General features: G+C 43.2%; 1 pseudogene. It reads right to left on the bottom strand.

Going from position 1 to position 3409, the window contains the following annotated elements:
• Positions 1–124: 124 nt before the first annotated feature.
• Positions 125–3409 (bottom strand): annotated as a pseudogene (gene tcbA / locus LGZ99_RS23740) (insecticidal toxin complex protein TcbA); the annotation flags it as partial.

The raw sequence follows: 3409 nt of genomic DNA, 5'->3' as shown, positions 1-3409 counted from the left end.
AAATTATATTAAATAATATAGAAAACCTTAAATTAATTTAAAAAATTATCTTGAGACTGTAATTTAAATTGCTTCTGCCAGGCTCTCCCAAAGGAGAGCCTATATTATATAATCTCGAAATTAATTAGCGAATAGTATAACGAATGTGCAAAATAATATCGCTCATGGTTTGTAATATTGTTTTCTGCTTGTCGGTGGCATTCGGGAATCGGAGGTTTAATGTGCCATCATCATCAAGAGCAATACCTTCAAATGGCAGATATTTGCCGTCATTGAAATCCAACTGGAACTGACCGCTATCATTGGTACCATGAGACACGGCCAATGCTGAGCAGCCTTTCGGCAACTGAGTCCTACCGCCATAACTGAGCATAGCCTGAATATCCTGATAAGGCCCAACCAATGCAGGCAATGAGACACTGATTTGCTTGATCCGACGAACTTTGTTGCTACCAACGATACTGTCCGGATAATCTGTTTTCAATTTCAAATCAGACAATTTGACCCAAGCTGACAAAATAGTATTAGCCAATGACAAACCATTTTCTTTGGTTCCTGCCGTACCTTCATTCTTATCCAGTAATGCGGGTATTTGTTCTGCCAGATTGAAACGATCCTTATCCCCCAGCGAACCATAAACCTCTGCCAATGAAACAGTACGTTCCACTTCCAAAGCACGAGATTCCCATTTCAAGTACGCCTCTTCCATCTGTGCCAAATTTTGGATCAAAGCTTCTCCACACAATAAGCCAGCGTAAGTTCCTTGCCATGCACCCGGTTTGATAAACCGAACGGCATCATCATTAATTTCCCATTGGTAGGATTGCTCCGCCATCAAACAACGTGACACAGCCAAATCGTAAAACTGGAAGTAAATGCTTGATAAACGTCCTCGTAGCCAGCTATACAGCGCCTGATTACTGAACTTACTTTGTAAGAAGGTTAATTGTGCTTGGGCCTGAGTTTGTTGGGTTTTCAGGTACTCTTTTTGCATTTCAGCCGCTTCACGGCGAATAGACAGTGACTCCAGTTGCGCATTTAACTGATTAATCTCAGCCTGTGCATTGTCACGCTGAATTTTCCATTCCTGACGGCGACGGCGATACACTTCCGACTGCGCAACTTTTTCCGCATCAACCATCTTAGCGGAAGCACTCAACTCAATACCGTCAGCTATGGCATAGGCAATCGCACCATAATGCATGCCACCGTCAGCTAAGCCGAAGATATTAGGTGCCATATCAACACCTGCGCCAACCATACGGGAAATCTGCGCCCCCTGAGACTCAACAGCAGATTCTGAACGTAACGCCATAGCCCGTTGTTCACCAGCGTTAATATTCTCCTCATAGAGTTGGCTGTAGCTGTCAAACCGCTGTTGCGCTCCTGCTAGAGAAACTTGAAGAGCTGTTTTTTCCGAATCCAGCTCCGCCAATTGGTTATCCTGCATATGAATGCTGGTCAGTATCAGCTCACTGGCCTGGGTTTGTAGCAGTTGGCTCATAGCTTCCGCATCCTGACGTTCACTGTATCCCAGTAGCGAACTGCCAAACTGCATCAGCTGGTTAACCAAGCCTCGTGCCCCCTCCAATATTTGTGGAAAACGGTGAATAGTGAGAGATGGCTTCGGTAAATCAGTTCCCCCTTGAGAGGAAGACACTGCCGCACTTAGTAAAGCTTTTGGATCAACCGGTTTGGCATACAGTGGCAAAGAGAGCGGTTGACCATCAATTGACAAATTATGACGAAGATTAAACATACGTTGATCCAGTGTTCGCCAATAACCTCTGAGCTTGCTATTTTCCTGTGGCAGGAACAAAACCGTCAGGAAGTTAGCAGTTTCCGGCAGTGGAGTTTGTACCGCACTATTCAAACGCAACCGGGTCAGCGTCTGGTGACGGATCTGCTGTGTGGTTTTTGAAGCAGCATTATCCAATGTTGGATTAGCCCAAGTCGTACTTAACATCACTTGTGGCGCGTCACCCAACAGATTAAGCGCCTGTGTATACCACATTTTAGCCTCAGCTAACGTATCACGCTCTAACTGACGATAAGCCGCATCACCACGGGCTATTAGCAGATCCAAAGTCGCCATAAAGGTAGCCACTTTGTAGTGCATCGGATCATCCTGAGCAACAGCATCCGGATCGGTGGAGTCCAGTTGTTGTGCATTCCAACTGGTGTCTTCTTCCAACGGTCGCACGTTCCAGTGGTAGATAGCAATTTTACCATCAACAATATAACCGGACGGACTCCAGACATAACGGAACCAATGGTTCGCAACATCAAAATTCTGTTCCTGCAACAAACGATGAGCCATCATCATCGGCGTGTAATAGAACAGTTCCCAGAAATAGAGGGCATTAGCGCCAGAAAAATCCATCGGTTCACTATCGTTCTTTAATGCCTGTGCGGAAGAGAGGCCACTAAAGGTCTTATGATCGTTGCTGAGAGACCAACCGTGTGGATCTTTCTCATCAGTACGATCAAATAAGATCTTATCAGTCGTTACCTTTTGGTATTTGGCACGTACCCACAAGTGGTTCTTATTTCCATACGCTTCTATAAAATAGGGGAGAAAAACTTCCACAGTGGTTTGACTGGTTTCACTTAATTCTCCCTGATAAATAACAAAATTATCGCCATCTTTAAATATATCAGTGTATTCGATAGCGAAGCTCTTATTAGTGCCATGAATGGCCTCATCATATTTATCCAGAACAAGCTGCACATATGTACCCGCTCCTAATTGCGGTTCCTGAATATTCTGGGTTTCCATACTGAGTACTGCATCAATGCCACGATTAGCACGGCTAACCAACTGTTGAGCGAATAAGGTATTCAAACGGGTACGATATGCGCCAATTTGCATATATTGAACACCGTTATTTTCGCTATATAACGTAATCACATTCTCAATACCGAGAACTTTTTTAGTTACCAGGATAATAAAAGTTTCTGAACCCAAGGATCGACCATCTTGTGCCGTAGCGGTGAAATCAATCTCAATATGGGCCTGATTATCGATGAAATTTAAATTCTTACAATCTATTGTGAGATTATTGAACTGATAAATCATCTCCTCAAAACTAGGTGCCGGTTGCTGAGGAACATAAGTACGATTATTGGCAGTAAAAATTTGATCAGAGCCACCCGCTTTTACGGTGATTTTTACTTTAGCACTATCAATGCCCGTATTGATCTTAATCGGGTTGGATATTTTATAATCCGACCAATATCTACCAGGACCACTAATTACATCAATCTGCTGGAGATTATAATAAAAATCTCTGTTACTGGTCCCTACATCTATATATTGCGTTCCACCATTATAATCCGCCGTTTTATTGCCATTTTTCGAATAAAAATACCATTGTTTGCCTTTCGGAGAATTGTTTTCATTATAGAT

The sequence above is a fragment of the Photorhabdus temperata genome (assembly GCF_025384845.1).
Lineage (GTDB): Bacteria > Pseudomonadota > Gammaproteobacteria > Enterobacterales > Enterobacteriaceae > Photorhabdus > Photorhabdus temperata.
This window is presented reverse-complemented; position numbering and strand designations above follow the sequence as displayed.